Annotated in this window: 24 protein-coding genes; 13 read left to right on the top strand and 11 right to left on the bottom strand. The window is 59.8% G+C overall.

Annotated features, from left to right (window positions below; all coding sequences use genetic code 11):
• Window positions 1-70: 70 nt before the first annotated feature.
• The gene (locus SIC17_RS14475; protein WP_412545807.1) at window positions 71-538 is read right to left on the bottom strand and encodes a hypothetical protein; all 468 of its coding nucleotides are present in this window, start codon (window positions 536-538) and stop codon (window positions 71-73) included.
• A gap of 128 nt (window positions 539-666) precedes the next feature.
• Here SIC17_RS14475 and SIC17_RS14470 point away from each other — a divergent pair, with 128 nt between their 5' ends.
• Window positions 667-891: a hypothetical protein gene (locus SIC17_RS14470; protein WP_412545806.1), complete on the top strand. Its 225-nt coding sequence runs from the start codon at window positions 667-669 to the stop codon at window positions 889-891.
• Here the strand turns inward: SIC17_RS14470 and SIC17_RS14465 are convergent.
• Window positions 886-2235 (bottom strand): ParB N-terminal domain-containing protein, encoded by a 1350-nt coding sequence (locus SIC17_RS14465; protein WP_412545805.1) that lies wholly within the window; start codon window positions 2233-2235, stop codon window positions 886-888. The genes SIC17_RS14470 and SIC17_RS14465 overlap by 6 nt on opposite strands.
• 142 nt (window positions 2236-2377) lie before the next feature.
• On the opposite strand from SIC17_RS14465, the gene SIC17_RS14460 reads away from it, so the two are divergent.
• Both SIC17_RS14460 and SIC17_RS14455 read left to right on the top strand, forming a co-directional pair.
• Entirely contained in the window at window positions 2378-2938 is a 561-nt protein-coding gene (locus tag SIC17_RS14460) for a hypothetical protein (RefSeq protein ID WP_412545804.1), read from the top strand.
• Window positions 2939-2946: 8 nt separating this feature from the next.
• Window positions 2947-3405 (top strand): hypothetical protein, encoded by a 459-nt coding sequence (locus SIC17_RS14455; RefSeq protein WP_412545803.1) that lies wholly within the window; start codon window positions 2947-2949, stop codon window positions 3403-3405.
• 253 nt (window positions 3406-3658) lie between these two features.
• Here the strand turns inward: SIC17_RS14455 and SIC17_RS14450 are convergent, their stop codons facing one another.
• From SIC17_RS14450 to SIC17_RS14410, 9 genes are all read right to left on the bottom strand, one after another.
• Window positions 3659-4408 carry a hypothetical protein gene (locus SIC17_RS14450; protein WP_412545802.1) on the bottom strand — a complete coding sequence of 250 codons (750 nt, stop codon included), beginning with the start codon at window positions 4406-4408 and terminating at the stop codon, window positions 3659-3661.
• Between the two features lie 319 nt (window positions 4409-4727).
• Window positions 4728-5066, bottom strand: a complete 339-nt coding sequence (locus SIC17_RS14445; RefSeq protein WP_412545801.1) for a hypothetical protein — start codon at window positions 5064-5066, stop codon at window positions 4728-4730.
• On the bottom strand, window positions 5063-5956 hold the full coding sequence (locus SIC17_RS14440; RefSeq protein WP_412545800.1) for a hypothetical protein: 894 nt from the start codon (window positions 5954-5956) through the stop codon (window positions 5063-5065). The genes SIC17_RS14445 and SIC17_RS14440 overlap by 4 nt, the downstream gene beginning before the upstream one ends.
• Window positions 5956-7431, bottom strand: coding sequence for a replicative DNA helicase (locus SIC17_RS14435; RefSeq protein ID WP_412545799.1), 1476 nt, complete (start codon window positions 7429-7431; stop codon window positions 5956-5958). Before SIC17_RS14435 ends, SIC17_RS14440 begins: the two co-directional genes overlap by 1 nt.
• Window positions 7431-8144, bottom strand: coding sequence for a hypothetical protein (locus SIC17_RS14430; RefSeq protein WP_412545798.1), 714 nt, complete (start codon window positions 8142-8144; stop codon window positions 7431-7433). The genes SIC17_RS14435 and SIC17_RS14430 overlap by 1 nt, the downstream gene beginning before the upstream one ends.
• Window positions 8141-8530 carry an HNH endonuclease gene (locus SIC17_RS14425; protein WP_412545797.1) on the bottom strand — a complete coding sequence of 130 codons (390 nt, stop codon included), beginning with the start codon at window positions 8528-8530 and terminating at the stop codon, window positions 8141-8143. Before SIC17_RS14425 ends, SIC17_RS14430 begins: the two co-directional genes overlap by 4 nt.
• Window positions 8527-8985, bottom strand: coding sequence for a RusA family crossover junction endodeoxyribonuclease (locus SIC17_RS14420; protein ID WP_412545796.1), 459 nt, complete (start codon window positions 8983-8985; stop codon window positions 8527-8529). The genes SIC17_RS14425 and SIC17_RS14420 overlap by 4 nt, the downstream gene beginning before the upstream one ends.
• The gene (locus SIC17_RS14415; RefSeq protein WP_412545795.1) at window positions 8985-9632 is read right to left on the bottom strand and encodes a hypothetical protein; all 648 of its coding nucleotides are present in this window, start codon (window positions 9630-9632) and stop codon (window positions 8985-8987) included. Before SIC17_RS14415 ends, SIC17_RS14420 begins: the two co-directional genes overlap by 1 nt.
• Before the next feature lie 23 nt (window positions 9633-9655).
• Window positions 9656-10159, bottom strand: a complete 504-nt coding sequence (locus SIC17_RS14410) for a hypothetical protein (RefSeq protein WP_412545794.1) — start codon at window positions 10157-10159, stop codon at window positions 9656-9658.
• A gap of 85 nt (window positions 10160-10244) precedes the next feature.
• On the opposite strand from SIC17_RS14410, the gene SIC17_RS14405 reads away from it, so the two are divergent.
• The 10 genes from SIC17_RS14405 to SIC17_RS14360 all read left to right on the top strand — a co-directional run bounded on the left by SIC17_RS14405 (window position 10245) and on the right by SIC17_RS14360 (window position 16141).
• Complete coding sequence (locus SIC17_RS14405) at window positions 10245-10406, top strand: hypothetical protein (protein ID WP_412545793.1); 162 nt, start codon at window positions 10245-10247, stop codon at window positions 10404-10406.
• Window positions 10407-10505: 99 nt separating this feature from the next.
• Entirely contained in the window at window positions 10506-10706 is a 201-nt protein-coding gene (locus SIC17_RS14400; RefSeq protein WP_412545792.1) for a hypothetical protein, read from the top strand.
• A gap of 256 nt (window positions 10707-10962) precedes the next feature.
• Complete coding sequence (locus SIC17_RS14395) at window positions 10963-11343, top strand: helix-turn-helix domain-containing protein (RefSeq protein WP_412545791.1); 381 nt, start codon at window positions 10963-10965, stop codon at window positions 11341-11343.
• Between the two features lie 176 nt (window positions 11344-11519).
• Complete coding sequence (locus tag SIC17_RS14390; protein ID WP_412545790.1) at window positions 11520-11843, top strand: hypothetical protein; 324 nt, start codon at window positions 11520-11522, stop codon at window positions 11841-11843.
• Window positions 11843-12034, top strand: coding sequence for a hypothetical protein (locus SIC17_RS14385; RefSeq protein WP_412545789.1), 192 nt, complete (start codon window positions 11843-11845; stop codon window positions 12032-12034). Before SIC17_RS14390 ends, SIC17_RS14385 begins: the two co-directional genes overlap by 1 nt.
• On the top strand, window positions 12031-12456 hold the full coding sequence (locus tag SIC17_RS14380; RefSeq protein WP_412545788.1) for a hypothetical protein: 426 nt from the start codon (window positions 12031-12033) through the stop codon (window positions 12454-12456). Before SIC17_RS14385 ends, SIC17_RS14380 begins: the two co-directional genes overlap by 4 nt.
• A gap of 118 nt (window positions 12457-12574) precedes the next feature.
• On the top strand, window positions 12575-13609 hold the full coding sequence (locus SIC17_RS14375; protein WP_412545787.1) for a PD-(D/E)XK nuclease-like domain-containing protein: 1035 nt from the start codon (window positions 12575-12577) through the stop codon (window positions 13607-13609).
• Window positions 13606-14574 (top strand): recombinase RecT, encoded by a 969-nt coding sequence (locus SIC17_RS14370; protein WP_412545786.1) that lies wholly within the window; start codon window positions 13606-13608, stop codon window positions 14572-14574. The genes SIC17_RS14375 and SIC17_RS14370 overlap by 4 nt, the downstream gene beginning before the upstream one ends.
• Window positions 14571-14963: a helix-turn-helix domain-containing protein gene (locus SIC17_RS14365; protein ID WP_412545785.1), complete on the top strand. Its 393-nt coding sequence runs from the start codon at window positions 14571-14573 to the stop codon at window positions 14961-14963. Before SIC17_RS14370 ends, SIC17_RS14365 begins: the two co-directional genes overlap by 4 nt.
• Window positions 14964-15181: 218 nt before the next feature.
• Window positions 15182-16141 (top strand): tyrosine-type recombinase/integrase, encoded by a 960-nt coding sequence (locus SIC17_RS14360; protein WP_412545784.1) that lies wholly within the window; start codon window positions 15182-15184, stop codon window positions 16139-16141.
• The last annotated feature ends 158 nt before the right edge of the window (window positions 16142-16299 follow it).

The following is a 16299-nucleotide window of genomic DNA, read 5'->3' as shown; positions in this document are numbered from 1 at the left end:
TGGGTCCAATTCAAACTTAGCGCACTGCGCTGCACGCCAGGCGCGGACGCTGATGTAATCGGGTGGCCAGCTATCCTTCTGTGCCGTCGAGGGAGGCGGCGTATTCGTCTTCGCCTGCCTGCGCAGCTTCTCCGCCCTGATCGCTACCATCGCCTCGCTGAAGTCGACCGAAGAACTTTTCGAGTACGACGAGCTCTTCATCAGATGCACCTTTCAGCTGTTCTGCCTTCAGCAGCGGGATTGGCCCTCCGTTTCGGCCTGTGACTTCCATCCGTTCTGTGGGCTTCCAGCCCATCCGACACTTGGCCCAAAAGATACCGACCGATGGCACCGGCAGTTGCTCGTCCCTTACCTTCTTGCCGTTTTCGTCGTACTGCGCTGGCGCTCCTGCGGCTTGGCGAAACAAGGACTCGCCAACCCTGGCATTTGCTTCAATGGAGGCGCGCCGAAGAACAGCACCGTAGTGCTTGCGAAGTGTGGGCTCGGAGATGTCCAGGGCTTCAGCAATATCGGCCTGCGGAACACCGTAGCTGGCCATCGCTTTCACATACCCAACGGACTGCTCATCCGGCTTATGCGAGGGTCGACCCATGGTCCGCCCTTTCTTGATAGACGAAAAAAACTATGGCCCTCGAAGACCGCGCGGACCTCCGCTAGCGTGTCTTCATGGAAACCAAGATTGACAAAATACGCGCCGCCGTTGCCCAGGATGACTGGCCGACAGCTTTGCGCATCGCGGCCCGCTTCCCGCGCCTGGGCAATGCCAAAGCGGCGATTGAAAGGGGGCATGGCGCATTGACCAACCCCGCTTTCTACCGTCAGGTCGGCAAAGACCCTGTCGCCCTCATCGAGGAGGGGAAGCGCGCCCTCCGAGAGCGCTACGGCTTATAGCCCAGCATCTGCCTCGCCGAACTCGACATCACCGATGACCTCAGCGGCCTTGCGAGGATCGCCCTTGCAGAACACCAGCATGTTCTGATGTGACTTTCCGAGCTTTCGGCTTGCCTCGAATGGTCTGCGCGCTCGCATAGCCAGCGTGCCGATCGGTGTGACGATGACCGCTTCGTTGTAGTAGCTCAGCCCTGCATCACAGAACGCCTGAATCGTGTCCTGAACCAGGCCGCTATATCCGCCGCCGGCATCTCTGACTTCTCCGACAACGAAACAAGCGAAACGGTTCTCCTTGAGGCGAGCCGCTGCCTTACTGATGATATCTCGATAGGCATCTCGGAAGTCCGGATAGTCCATCGTCGACAAATCCTTGGGGTCGTCAGAATAGACCTCGAGGTCGGCATACGGTGGACAGGAGAAAATCAAGTCCGCGTCCACGTCAGCAGCCAGGGTTGGGATGTTTCTGCTGTCTCCCTCGATCCATTGCGGTCGAGGCTCCCCACAGATGCCTATCTGCGCTCGATTGGCCGCCACTTGCTCAGGTCGAAGCTCGATACCGGTGTAGGCACGGCCCAAACGGGACGCCACCAATCCGCGGACGGATCCACCTGCGAACGGATCGAGCACAACGCCACCAGGCGGACAGAACCACCTGTAGATCAGCTCACACAGCACCGGATCGAAGATCGATGTTGATGCCCATGCGGTATCTCCGGACACGCCCTTCTGGGCCGACGCCAACGAACCGAGCGCGTCAAACGCCCCTTCTCGGCCGAGCTCGCTCTGAATCCCCAGGGCCAACCATTGTTCTTTGCGCTCTCGCCACCAGCCGCCCCGGGCGGACAGAACTGAGAACGGTGGGACGCCGAAACTGTCGGAGAGCGCGCCTTGGGCGTGATTGTCCAATGGTGTTGGTGCCGTGACCGGGCTCAGCTCGCCGCCGGCTGGATCGAAACCGATAACCGCAAGATCAAAGCCGAGGTCACCGAGCCCAGCCAATTCAATATTCAGGGCGGGCAGGTCCCAGCTCGTGGCCTCGCCCGTCTTGTTGTCTGCCAGGCGGTAAGCCTGGGCCTGTTCCTTCGGCATGTCTGCCACATGGACCGGCGCAGTTGTCAGACCCAGATGGTGCGCCGCCTTCAGGCGGGTGTGACCAACAATGATCACGCCGTCCTTATCAACGACAATCGGTTGCCGCCAGCCAAACTGCTCGATGCTTCGGGCAACGCCGAGCACGGCTTCATCCGGTATCACACGCGGATTTCCTGGATAGGCCTTAATCTTGTCGAGTGCCCACGCCTCGACCTTCAGGGCATCAACAGCCCCGGACTCGCTTTTTCCCATGACTCAATTTCTGGATGAACCCGCCGTGTTGCACGGTGGCGGGGTGGCCTGGATGCAGGCCGGTTCAGGTCATGGGTGTTACAGCACCCGGCTTACGGTGTTGGCGCACCGTAGCCCCCGCCTCTTCAGACGGAGGTAATGCATGGTTGATGACGGAAATGCGGTCGGTCCTAACGACGCGGCGCCGAACACGGTGGCCCTTCCGAAGCTGATCGACTGCGTCGAAAAACTCGTGGATACGCTCGAGACCGCCGAAGCAACCCAGCGCGAGACGCATAAGGAGCTCACAAGGCTGCAGGTTGTCGGAGCGGCGGCCGGAGTTGGCTTGGTTCTGTCGCAGTTCACCAACGAAATGGCCACCGGCCCCGAAGTTCTCTACGGAGCAGCTGTCGTCGCGTACGCCGTTTCGCTGTTTTCAGCGTTGTGGTCGATGGACTTGATTACGAACGCCTACAACACCTATCGGATTTCGGTCTCGGAGCTTGCTGTCGCAATCCAGCAAGGTGAATTCGTCCTAACCAATGCGGAGTGTGCGTCGTTGAACATGCCAGAGGCTATCCACGCGCGAAGAGAAGAAGCGTTCGAGAAGCTGAACAACGCCCACCGCCTCTCGAGCCACTTCCACGGCGCATCGTTCTGGCTTCTCGTCATAGGCAGCGTTGCGGCAATGGCCGGTTTCATCTGCCTGCGCTTTGGATCTTAGGAAGGCGCATGCTGAACTGGCTCGACCAAAAGATCGACAACATAGTGAGGGATCGTGTCCCACCAACATTGGTGGAACCGACTCCTCTCGATGCGCATGTCAGCGCGACGTTTAAATTCGTGAAACCCTATTACCGCTTCGCTCTGTTTCTGTTCGGTTTCCAACTGATCGGCTCACTGATGGCCCGTTCGACCTTCAGCCTGGCGGACCTACTGTGGTTCTGGGCCGCTGGGCTCGCCCTGGGCGGATCGCTCGCCAGCGCGCTCGCTACGGCGTTTGTGAGGCCGACCCACAAGCACCACGAGTCCAGAGAGGGCGATCCGTTGATAATTATCGGCGGTTGGAACGAGGCGAGCAATCTGGCCGCCGCACGCCGGCTCTTTCACGCTGGGATAGCCGGTGCCGTCGGCATGGGAGCCATCGCCTTCGTGCTCGCACTGTGCGGGCTGGTGGCCGCCTTCTCCTAGCCTCCACCCCGTCACCGGATCGTGTGGAAAGCGGCCCGCCTGGTACCACGTGGCGGGCCGGTGCCTCTATGGCAATCAAGGGCTGAGGGCGCGACCCTCGTGGCGTTACGCTGCCTTGGACGCGATCCGATGCAGTTTCAGCAACCCTAACGAAAAACCGCCCGGAGCGCTGGGCGCCGGGCGGATTCTTCGAACGTAGAGATGGGAATCACAAAAACCGGACTTTGCGCAAGTGGTTTTTTCAAGAGTCTTTTCAAGCAGCTAGGTCACGCCCCTCGATGTAGAGCACCCCAACGGCTTCTAAATGCTTGTCCCACGGGGCATATCCGCTGATCGCGTCCAGGCCAGAAAGCAGCGATTTTTTTACGCCGCGCTCGCTCCGGCCAGTCCGGTTTGCGACCTCCGAAACGGTGAAACCGATCGCGCAAACCGAATCAAGGTCGAAAAAGCGCCGTTGCATGACCAGCGAACGGTGAGCCGACAAATCCATAAGGCTGGCGTCGATCACATTCATGCGCTGCATCATGGCGTCCAGGCGAGACAGGGCGCTCGCTTCTGGGTCTCCGGTGCCGTCCACTTGCTCCTTCAGCCAGGTGCTGACATTGAACCCCTGGGCCTTGAGGAAGAACGTGAGCCACACCTTGGCCGCGCAATACCGGCGAAACCTTTGCTGGGCTGAGGTGCCCAGAGATTGGCGGACACGCATCTTCTCGATTGGGTGGCTTGTGTCGAAATCCGCCCACTGATCTGCGTGCTTCGGATTGTCATTGACCCTGGCCCGGTGCGTCAGCTGGAGGTTTTCCCCGTCTCGGCCACCTGGGCTCGACGTGCGCAGCGCGAATTCCCGTCGTTCCTGCTCGGTTTTCAGCCGGGCAAGCCTGTTCTTGATCACCGTTTCATCAACCTCGGCGCGGATCACGTCCGGCGTCGACGCAGCGCTGACGATCGGATACTCGGGCAGCTCAAAGGCGGCAGCCAACCGGCGGGCCTGTGATCTGTTCAACGGCTTCGGAGCGACTGGTTCAAATACCGGATCTGTTGGACGGTTACGTCTTGGCACTACGCTATCCCCGCTGCTGCTTCGATTGCCATGCGGACACAGCGCTTCCATGCCCGTTCATTTCTTCTGAGATTGCGACTGGTCAGGCTCGCCTCGCAGGCCTTAGCGGTTCGCCGCAGGACGCTCCTGTAACCGCGTGGGACCTGCTTCCAATGGTCGGCACAAATCCATTCGGAAGAGCCGCGCTTCGGTGAGCGGGACTTGCCACAATGCGGCACTTGGCCAGGCACCCGGGTCTCTCCCGCTTTCACGATGGTGATCCTCATGCGGCAGCCCTGCCTTGGTCCAGGGAGGACAGGAGCAGAACCACCAGCCCCTGCATCTCCTTCGCTGCTGCTAGACGGTCGGGGTCCGTGGAAACCTTCTCGGGATCGATTGCGGCCACAAGCTCCACCGCCAATTCCATCGCGTGCTGGTGCGCTGCTCGGTCATGGCTGACATGGGCTCCGGTCGCTCCGATCTGGGATGCCCGCTTGCACATCTGCTCAATTGCGCGCCGTGCCGACGCCTTGCGCCTGTCGCTCCACGCGTCACTGACCAACAACGGCACATAGCTCTCGATGAGGGCCTTCATGTGGGGGTTTTCGACAACGCCAATCATACAAGCGCTCCCTGGATGAGTTGCGGATAACCGGCTCGCTCAAGCACCTCAGGGGGCGCCTGGCAGCCAGGCTCATTCGGCTTCGGGCCTGGCGCATGCCATTCGCCCTCAGTTTGGAAGTATTCCACCCGCCGGGCCCACGCCTCGGGGGTCTGGGGTGCTGCGATGGTTGTCTCTTCACATCGCTCCAGGATGCCGACGAACGCGCTTTCACGGGAGGCAAAGTCAATTCCCGCCTTCCAGTTTCGATCGTTCTGGCCGAGATGATGTGAGCTCTTCGAGATGAACTCTATGACCTGTTTCCAGCCCTTCTCGCCATGGTCACGCAACCGCATGCCAATGGCTGACTTCCGGGCCTTGGTTACCGCCTTACACTTGGGCAGGTCGCAGCGCTCAGCCATTCGGTTCCAATCATGAACCGCGTCCTCCACCCCGTAAGGGGTTTGGGGTTCTTTCTGGCCTCTGGCCTCTGGTTTCTGGGTTTTATCCTCACCCTTATGCTTTTGCTTATCCGACGACGGGAAAAGCGTTTCTTTTCCTAAAGTTGGGTTGCCTCCTTTTTTGCCGTTTTTCCGGGCTGTTCGGCTCTTCTTGTCGTCCCGGGTCATCCGCCGCGAATAAATGACGCCCTCTCTCGTGCGGGAGAAAACGCCGGCCGTTTCCAGTTCGCCGAGAAGATCGGGGACCTGGTCGGAGGGCGCTCCTGCCAACACGGCGAGCTGCATCTCATTGGGCGGTAGACCGTTGACGAGACAATGGCCGTAAGGGCTTGCCTCATGCATCAGGGCAAGCATTTCCACCCACAAACCCCGGGCGGCTAGGGAACACATGCGAAGGCGCGGATCAGCGCGCCAATCGGAAGGATAGAATTTCATCCAAGGATTGCTCATCAATACGCCTCCCGATCTCGGAAGGTCGTGGTCGAGCCGTCGAAAGCGATTTCAGCCGTGCCAATGGGTCCGTGGCGCTGCTTGCCGATGATGACCTCGGCGTGATCCTTGATGCGCTCGAACTCGTCTTCCCACGCCAGGTATTCGGGCGTTTTGTACTGAGGGCGCTCGCGCTCTTTGTAATAGGCCTCGCGGTAGACAAACATGACCACGTCCGCGTCCTGCTCGATTGACCCAGATTCGCGCAGGTCCGAGAGTTGAGGCTTCTTGTCCTGGCGCTGCTCCACCTGGCGAGACAGTTGGGAAAGCGCGATCACCGGCACATTCAGCTCCTTGGCGAGCGCCTTGAGCTTCTGCGTGACGTCGGAGATTTCTTGCACCCGACCTTCCCGCCCCTTGGACGAGGTCACAAGCTGGAGATAGTCGACGACGATCAGGTCGAGACCGGTCCTGCGCTTTTGCCGGCGCGCGGTCGCGGCGAGCTTTGCGATGTGGATGCCGCCGGTATCGTCGATGTGAAGGGGAAGGTTCTGGATCTCCAGGGCGGCTTCCCGGACCTCGCCGTACTGGTCAACGTCTAGCTGACCCTTACGCATCGCAATGCCGGAGATGCCTGTGTACTCGGAGAGCAATCGTGTCGTCAGTTGCTCCTCGGACATCTCCAACGACCAGAACCCGACGATCCCTCCGGAAACGGTCTTGCGGGTGCCATCTGGTTGGTCCTCGTACCGGTAGTTTCTGGCAACATCAAAGGCGATATTGGTTGCCAGCGAGGTCTTACCCATGGAGGGACGCCCTGCCAGGATGATGAGGTCGGACGGATGCAAGCCTCCGAGCTTCTCATCCAGGGCTTTCAGGCCGGTCGAGATGCCGCTGAGACCACCCTCATTCGCATGGGCAGCAGCGACCATGTCGAGGGACTTCGCCAGCCCTGTCTTGAACGCCTTCAGCCCCCCCTTTGCAGTGCCCTGCTCGGCTAGCGAGAACAATTCCGCCTCGGCCTCGACGATCAACTCACGTGGAGCGACATCAGTGGCATCGGTCGCGCTGACCTTTAGGGCGTTTCCAATTCGGATCAGCTCGCGTCTGGTGGCCAGCTCATAGATGATTTTGGCGTACTCTTTGGCCGCCGGAGTGTCAGCCGCGCTCTCCATAAGGACGGCCAGATAGGTGACGCCACCGATTTCCTTGAGGCCGTCATCGCGCTCGAAATGGGTCTTCAGGATGACAGCATCCACCCGGCTGCCACGGCCGATCAGATCGCTCGCCGTCTCATAGATGCGTGCATGGACCGGGTCATAGAAGTGTTCGACATGAAGGAAGTCCGAGACCCGGAAATACACCTCGTTATCGTACAACAACGCGCCCAGCAGAGCCTGCTCGGCCTCTAGGTTATGCGGTGCTGTGTCGAGAACCACCTCCGGCTCTCCGTAGTCGGCAGGCTCGTACTCCATCGGCACCAAGGCATCGTCCATCATGCGGCCTCCGACATGATCGGCCGGCGACGGAGCGCACGCGATCGAGCGAGCCGCCCAGGCTCGGCCAGCCAGTTGTTCTGGGATGGGCCTTCATGGCCCTTGGTCATCACCACCCAGCAGAAATCCTTGGTGCCTCCCGCGGGCTTGTCGCCAACACGCCAGCGATACTTGGCTTCACCATTCGCCTGGCTGATTTTCGGCTCCGGATCGTTGCAGCAGAAACGCAGGGTTTCTGGATCAAGGAAGCGTCCGGGCGGCATAGAGGGGCGGGTCGACAGAAAGTGAATTCGTGACACCGGCCAGCCGCCCATGAAGTCGTCATAGCGCCCACCAGAACTCAGGAAAGTGAGCGGCAGCAGCATCGCCACCTTCTTCCGAGCGAACCGAAGCGCCTGGTCGATAAACTCTTCCGCCAGATCGAACGGTGGATTGCAGATGATGTTGTCGACCGGCCCCACCAGCTTCCGACTGAATGCCAGGAAGTTCTGGCCGCCTTGCCCATACCCTCGGTCCACAATGTCGGTCGCAGTGACAGAAAACCCGGCGGCCTTACAGACCTTCGGGATTGTGCCGTAGCCACAGGCGGGGTCCCAGATCTGGCCGTCAAACTGTTCAGCGGCCAAGAGGAGCTCCGTGCACCAGCGTTGCTCGACATAATGCTCATGCTGTTCGCGCTCGAAGATGCGCGCGTCGATCGGCTTGCTGCTCATGCTCCAAACCCCCGGCTCTGGATCTTGCGTGTTCCTTTGGCCGGCCACGGGTTGGCAGGAGACGGGATGCCCCGATAGGAACCGTCAGCCTTCTTCCGCTGGCGCCTAGCCTGCTGTCCGGTGCGTCCGCCCTGGCGCTCGGCCTTGGCGTGCTTTCCGGTCCAATCGTCGGTTTTCTCACGGTGGCATTGGGTGCAGAGCGGCTGAAAGTTGGAAAGCTGCTCACGGGCCTTTGCGTCTTCCTCGTCGACTGCCATGCGGCGTTCTTTGATGTGATCCCACTCTGCGTCCGTGACATGGAGCTTCACACCACACGCGGCGCATTTGCCGTCATATGCGAGGAAGAGCTCGGCCTTCTGTTTACGGGTCAGCTTTCTGCGTTTCATGCAGCTCTCCGTTCGGCAGCAGCTCGCTGCTCGGCAATGGTTTGGATGGAGACGAACACGCCTGGTTCGGCGTGATAGATCTTCGACTGGGACGCCTGGCAGATCAGCGCATCGTCGCGATAGACGACGCCATTGAGGCCGTCAGTCACGGACTTGGTCAGGTTGTCCAGGTCAGGTTTCTTGGCCGGGAGGATCAGCCCAGAGAGCATGTCCTTGCGCTTGTACTTCGGTGTCGATTTGGGGATCGGCATCCGGGCGATCAGATGAAAAGCCAGGGGCTCATCCAGAAGCTTCAGCCCAGCCGTGCGCATCGCTGAACGTCCGAATAGCGCGACCAGCTCCTCGAACCGACGAGTGGTGTCCGGCGTATAGAGGCGGGCGTGACCACCGATGATGGTGGCACGCGCCCGTCCCTTGGGAACCGGCTTTCCTTTTATGAGGAAAGAAACCGGCATCAGGCAGCTGCCGGTTCTTCTGCTGCGTCATTGGCAGCATCTTCGTCGACAGGAGCGCCTTCTGCGGCCTCGGCAGCGGCGTCCGCCTCCTCCATGGCCTCTTCCAGCTCGCTCGTCGGCTCGGCATCTTCTTCGCCCGCGTCTTCATCGCTCGGGCCAGCCAGAGCCTGGAGCCCCATCACATTCTGATTGTGACAGGCCTGGAAGCCGCGTTCCCAATGAGCACGCCCTTCATCACCAGGCTTGTGCGGATTGTCTTCAATGGCCTCGCCGCGCAGATACGCATTGAAACCCTGGCTGAACCAGCGATCATCCTGCGGTGTCTTGTCCGTATCCGCGAACAGATCGAACTGATGACCCAGAGGGGATTTCATGGCGGTCAGATAGCGACCACGCTCCGCGAGCTCAGCGCGCACCTCGTCCTCGTCTTTGAGGAGATCCTTTCGGGCCTGGTCGAAGACACCCAACGTGATGCCATAACCCTTGAACTCGTTGCGCGTGTTCTTCTTGCGATCACGGATAGCCTTGAGGGCCCCCTTGGCCTTCTCTTCCTCGGCCTCGATCTCGGACATGCGACGGTGACAGGCGATGATCACATCATCGGAGAGGTTCGGTAGCGTCTCGACGTCCTTCACTTCTTCAGTCATTCCAGACTTCCTTCGGTTGGAGATTACGCAGCGTTGTCGTCGGCCTGCTGCGTGTCGGCCGGCAGCAGCCCGGCATTGCGGGCGTGCTTGGTCCTGATGGCTTGCATGAGACGGATCACGTCGTCGCACTGGCGCACGACCTCTTCCGAAGCGGATGAGCAGCCCTCGGTCGCGACGAATTTGGCAATGGCCTCGATGACCTCGGAACTCTCCTTGGAGAGATTGGCCATGTTCTCATGGGGCAGCCCTGCCATGGGCGCCTGCTGGGTACGGTCGGCCAACATCTGTCCATAGGCTGCATGGATCGGAGCCGCCCTGCCCGTCGCCCTCACGTACCAAACATCCAGGTCCAGAGCTCGGTCGACCCGGAGGGGCGTATAGTTGGACACGTCAGCATCACAGGCCGCGTTGATCGTCGCATCCGACACACCAACGTGCAGCCCCATAGGACCGGCGCCGAACAGGTTGCGGATGGTCGTCGTTGCCTCGTCAAAGGTTCCCGGCTTACGCGGCTTGTAGGCGGTCATTAAATTTCACTCGTGCTGATGTAATGGACGACAGACCAGCACCCGACCGATGTTCCCCGCAGGCGTAGCAAGTGGAGAACGAACGATGTTCGGTGAGCTGGTGGAAAAACTGGAAGACAGGTCTGCGGCGTTGAGAGAATTGGCGCAGTGCCGGATCGTGGAGCCCAAATACCGGGAGGCGCTCAACGCGGCCGCGGACCTCTATGACGCCCGAGCGGCGAACATGAGCCGGAAGAAATCGGCGTGACGCGGTGCGTACGAGTGCTGCCAATCGTAAACGCGATCGGACTCTTTTTGACGCCCCACTCGCGTACAGATTGCTGAACAACAAACACAGGGGTTCAGCATGGATGGTTACGCTCTCTTCGTGGACAGAGCGCCGGTTACGGCTGCCAAGGATAATGGCGCATGGGTTGAGCTTCAGTGCGGAGAGAAGTTCATCCAGCTCTACCTCACGAAGCACGCCGGCCTCGCGCTCGCGCATGAATTGTTCCAGGTGCTGGGATCCAGCCCGGACAACGTCACCGCATTCAAGAGATTTGGATGAGGCCTGCATCAGGCCGCGTCTTTCGAGGGGCCGAATGCGATCCCACCGAGAGAAACTGCACCATCTGAAGCGGTCACTATCTTCTGCGCCAACTCCCGGGACGGCCACTGGCGACCAGTACGGATGCGCCACACAGTCACGGCACTTGTCTCCAGGACTCGCGCGGCTTCCTTGTCAGACAGCTCAGCTGCGTCGAGCCAAGCCTGGAATGTCTCTAAATGTTTCATGGGATGTAAGTTACGTGTGATGTAATTTCATGGCAAGCACAAAATTACATCAGGCGATATGGAAGCCGCCCGAGAGGAGCGCGATCATTGGCGCCATGGATAAAGAGCTCGGAAAAACCTTCATTCGCGAGTGGCGCAAGCATCGCGAGCGCAGCCAAGAATGGCTGGCAGATGCTATTGGCATCACAACCGCCAGCCTCTCTCGCATTGAGAATGGCAAACAGCCTTACAACCAGCGTCAGCTTGAGCAGATCGCCGAGGCGCTGGAGTGCACACCGGCGGATCTTCTTTCTGTAGAGCCCGAAGCGCCTGCTGCAGAGGTCTTCAACATCTGGTCCCGCATCAGCGCTGAGAAGCGCGACCAGGCCCGCCAGATTCTTGAAACCTTCACGGACAAGAAGAAGGCCTAGGACACACCAAGTCACACAAAGACTGCTCGCCGGGTGTGAAAAAATCACACGCCGATTCCCCTTGCTGTGCGCGGCATTCGGGCGAACCCATCGAGAATTTTTACATGGGACGTAATTTTTTACTTGCCATGTAATTACACCGCATGTAACTTGCTCTCACAACCGGGGAGCAGGAAATGCACACCAACAACCAACATCGTTACACCGAAGCCGACCGCCTTCCGCTGGCGGCCTACAACTGGTTTCGCGTTCTGGCTGGCGAGTTTCGCCCGGAGCTGGAACTGGTTGACGGTGGTTGGAGCTACGGTGATCACCCGAACGACCTCAGCGACAGCTCTGCTCGCGTTTACGAGCAACAGGGCCTCGTTGAGAAGCGCCTCTCCCCGAACCGTTTCTATTACCAGTACAAACTGACCGCGAAGGGCTTCGAGCGTCTGGCTCTGGCTGAGGCTGCCCGTCGCCCGAATGCGGTCATTTCCGAACAGAAGGAGGCCGCTTGATGGATGCGATCACGAACACCGAGAACCAATGGTTCAGGGATGCAGCCGAACGCCTTGTTGTCACGGAAGGCGTGGAGAAGGCCCAACGCGTTGCGGATTTTCATCGCCGCAAGCCTATGCCTAGCGCCTCCTTCTACCCCGACATGATCGAGGCTGCGATTGCTGCTCAAACCCAACAGGTGGCAGCATGAACGCGATCTTCAACCTCCTGAACCAGGTCGACGAAGAGCTCGGCAATGCTGACCAGTCCGCACGAAAGGCGATGCGGTACGTGGGGAAGGCTGAGAGCACGATCTACAACATTTCCGTGCCCAAGGATTCAGCTTCCCTGGAAGCGGCCAAGCGACACATTCAAGCAGGTATCGACGCATCAGAGCGCGCCCTTCAGGTGCTCTCGACTGTCGACGATCTGCGACCCGACCTCACTGAGGGGAAACCCTGTCCCGTCTCCTCAGTGAAAAGCGACCCCGCTGGCGCGGGCAACCATCCGAGCACTCCTGATCAACCCTCCCCCGATCAGGATGGCCAGCGGGGTCGTCCCTTCACCCTTATCAATGGTTCGGCGGGCTCTGGAACTCCTCCCCAAAGCCCAGAGCCGCCGGAGGCGGCATGAACTCTGTGCGACCGCATAGACGAGTGCCCCTCACTCTGACCGGCTGGATTGTCGTGTTGAGCGCGCCCGCCCTTCTCGCCTGCCTGGCCGGTCTCTTTCTCCGATAGGACGTTGAACAATGCCTAACGACACGACGGGTAAAGTGTGCCCTGACGAACTCAACATTGCGAAAATTGATCGCCCGGGCGTCTACGATCTGCCGATGGAGTTCTATCACGGTGACTGCTGTGTCGGCCCGTCGATCTCCTCATCTGGCCTGCGCAAGATCGAGGCATTCTCACCGGCCCACTATTTCGTTGAGAGCTATCTCAATCCGGACCGTGCGGCGATAGACACCAAGGCACTGGCTTTCGGTCGCGCCGCACACTCCCTGCTGCTCGGTGATGAGCCATTCGCACGCTCGTTCACGCTTGTGCCGTTCACCAACTGGAACAAGAACGAGGCCGATGGCGAAGCGGACGGTGTCGTGATTGGCGATTGGACCGTCACCGCGAAACGCAAGTGGAAAACCGACCAACAGGCGACACGGCGCACCCTCGTCATGCCTGATCAGATGGACACCATCAAAGGCATGAAATCAGCTCTGGAAGCACACCCGATCGTACAGGGCGGTGTTTTCCAGGGAGAAGTCGAGAAATCGATTATCTGGCAGGACGAAGAGACCGGTGTCTGGCTTAAGGCGCGCCCTGATGTGATCCCAGCTATCTCGGTCGACGGCCTGCACGCCGATGACACCTTGGCCGATTACAAAACGACCACCGATGCGCGACACCGTGCCCGTCAGCGAGACATCATCGAACGGGGCTACGCACAACAGCTCGCACTCTGCGCTGAGGGCCTATGGCACACACGTCGCCAGGAAATTCGGTGCTTTGTCCTGGTGATGCAGGAGAAGGCGCCACCCTACGCCGTCGTACCCATCGAGCTCAGCCAAGATTTGATCTGGCGGGCCGCTCAACTCAACCGACGCGCCATTAGGACCTTCGCTGAATGCGTCCAGAACAACGACTGGCCGGCCTACGACGTACCCAGCGGGTGCATCGAGACGCCCGACTGGCTTCACCAACGCCTGCAGGCCGAAGAGGACGCAGGCCTGCTACCACCGGCACCTGCATGGTGCGAAAACCTCAAGAACATGGAGCAAGCCGCATGAACCATCAGCTCGCGGTTACTGATCCCCTTACTCTGGACCAAGGCGACCGTGTCTCTGCGATCGCAGAACGCACCAGCTTTGGCGTCGAAGGGGCAATCAACGTGGACAGCCTGCCTCAGGTCGTCGAGTTCGCAAAACTTATGTGCCAGGCCCAACAGGGCGTACCAAAGCCGTTCCGGAACCAGCCGGGGCTGTGCCTCGCTGTCGCCATGCAGGCGCTGCGCTGGCGAATGGACCCTTTCGGCGTTTGTCAGAACGCCTATGTGGTGAACGACAAGGTCGCCTACGAGGCAAAGGTCATCAAAGCAGCCATTGATCTCAATGCGCCACTCGTCGAGCCGCTCGACTTCCAATACTCCGGCAGCGGCGAAACACGGTCTTGCGCCTGCATAGGAAAGTTCAAAAGCCATGACGGCAAGGTGGTGAGCCGCACGTACGAGACACCAACGCTGGGCAAGATCACACCGAAGAACAGCCCCCTTTGGAAGAATGACCCCGACCAGCAATTGGCCTACTTCGCTGCACGTGCCTGGGGGCGCCGGTTCACACCCGGTGTCATGCTCGGCGTCGTCAGCAAGGACGAGATGGCAGACCAGGGAAGCGTTATCAATCATCGCTCAAACAGCTCAGAGGGGATGCACAGGCGCTTCCTCAAGGCTGAACCGACCACTGACACTCTAGCCCCCGATCAGAGCTCGCACGCCCCCTGTAGCTCAACGCTGACGATGTTCACCGAGCAATTGAGCGAGATCGCCGACCTCGGCGAACTCGGCGAGGCCTTCAACGACCTGCAACACTCAGAGGATTGGGCTCAGGCCACAGCCGCGGAACAAGACACCGTCCGAGCAGCGCATGAAACACGAGCGCGAACACTTCTCGCTAACGAGGTTGCAACCGCAGATTTCGCAAATGGGGAGATAGACGCTATTGAGAACGAGACCACAGAACATGGAGCGGCCACATGAGCACCCGTACACCGACGGATATCGATAAGCACGTTGGCGCACGCCTTCGTTTGCGCCGAGCGCACCTGAAGCTCAGCCAAAGCGACCTTGGCGACAAGCTCGGCGTGACCTTCCAACAGATCCAAAAGTATGAGCGCGGTACGAACCGTGTTGGAGCAAGCCGTCTCTTCCACGTCGGGCGCGTTCTGAAGGTTCCCGTTGCCTACTTTTTCGAGGGTCTCGACGACCAGGGCGTAACCGCGCTGGACGAAGAGACCGCGGACAAGGTCTACGAATTCATCGCGAGCCCCGACGGACTGGCACTCGCAAGCGCCTTCGCCGAAGTGAAAGATCAAAAGGTTCGTCGCAGCCTGATTGAGCTCGTACGCACCCTTCGATCTGAGGCGTAGCCAAGCGCCCTGGACGCCAGAAGGCCACTAACAATTCAAATTCCGACGATCCGCCCCATGCAACGCGCACTGACGATACAAGAAGCGGCAAAGCTCATGGCTGTTTCAGCTAGAGTCTTGGCCAAAGACCTCGAGGCGCGAGGCCTATGCTTCTACGTGGGTAAGCGCCGGCGTGTCACCATGGACCAACTTGAAGCGTACAAGGCCCTGCAGACACCATGCCCCTCAAACTCATCAAACGTGGAGATTGGTGGCACATTCAAGGCACCCACCACGGGGTCTCCGTCCGCAAGGCTGCTGGCACAACTGTCAGAGCCGAAGCCGAAACCGTCCGAGAAAAGTACGAGCGCGCGATCTATGCGCAGAAGGTCCTAGGGGAAGCTCGGCCGGTTGGCTTTGCGGAAGCCGCAGAAGCCTACCTTGAGCATGGCGAGGCCAAGTACATGCTCAAAGTCGTCCAGGCGTTTATGGACCGGCCGATCTCAGAAATCCGGCAACCGGATTTGGATCGGGCCGCACGAGAGGCCTACCCAAGCGCTAAACCATCCACCGTCAATCGGCAGTTCTACACGCCAGCGATCGCCGTCCTTCGATTTGCGGCAGACCAGGATTGGTGTCGGCATCGAAAATGGAAACGGCCCAAACAGCCAGAGGGGCGAACAGACTGGCGCACGCCCGAAGAGATCGAAGAATTCATCCAGGCCGCGCCATGGCACGTGGCACGAAACGTCATCATCTATCTTGGCACCATGATGCGAGCGAGCGAAGGCGTTGAGCTGGATGTGCGGGATGTGTCCCAGGACGGCAGGAAGATCACCCTGTGGGGCGAGAGCACCAAAGGCGGGTACACACGCTCTATAGAGCCTCTGTCGCGCGCCCGGCCGCTATTGATGGATCTATCGCGCCCGCCGATCTGCGCAGACGACCAGAAGCGCTACCATGCCTACGACGCGATCAACACGTCCATCGCCCGGGTTTGTCGTGAGAACGGACTGCCGCATTTTTCCTGCCATGTCCTGCGCCACACGGGCGCTACGTGGCGCTACGCGCTTGACCCCGACCTGCCCAGACTGCAAGCCTACGGCGGGTGGAAAAGCCTCGCGATGGTGCAGCGCTACGTGCACGCCGCAACACCTGATCTGCCAGAGCGCCTAGAGCGCCACGGCTGGACGCTCTGACACAATCCTTACACAATCTCAGGCACATGAACGGCAACGTGCTTGCTATACTTGGGTGAAAGAGAAAGCCGCAGTTTCCTTGGTAAGGGTGAGGCCGAGAGTTCAATTCTCTCTCGCGGCACCATTCCCCCAAAGCTCACAGCCTTCTCGGACCGCCC

Origin of the sequence: Maricaulis sp. MIT060901 (assembly GCF_047123815.1) — a bacterium.
Taxonomy (GTDB): Bacteria; Pseudomonadota; Alphaproteobacteria; order Caulobacterales; family Maricaulaceae; genus Maricaulis.
Note: the sequence above shows the minus strand (reverse complement) of the source record. Positions and strands in the feature narration are given on the sequence as shown.